General features: G+C 59.0%; 1 protein-coding gene. It reads right to left on the bottom strand.

Annotated features, from left to right (window positions below):
• Positions 1-266: hypothetical protein (locus AC2FB1_RS11200; protein WP_490675283.1), on the bottom strand; the 266-nt coding region annotated here is incomplete at both ends.

The following is a 266-nucleotide window of genomic DNA, read 5'->3' as shown; positions in this document are numbered from 1 at the left end:
AGCGTTCCCTTCGCGATCGAAACGCTCGTATCGTTCGGATCCGTTGCACGCGCACCCGACAGGCTGCCCATCGACACTGTGAATCGGTTCAGCGCATCGTATTCGTACCAGTACTCCTGCTCCCGGTCTTGATAGCCGACCATGTCGGTGTACTTCGCGAGCATCCGGCGGCGATTGCCCACCGCGTCGTACTCGTAGTACACCTTGTACGCGTCATCCTCGATCGCAGTCACCCGGTTCAACGCGTCGTACTTCACGCGAGATTG

The sequence above is a fragment of the Staphylococcus sp. CoH_129_LAB_1 genome (assembly GCF_058191515.1).
The sequence above is the reverse complement of the archived record's forward strand: the minus strand, read 5'-3'. Positions and strand labels throughout refer to the sequence as shown.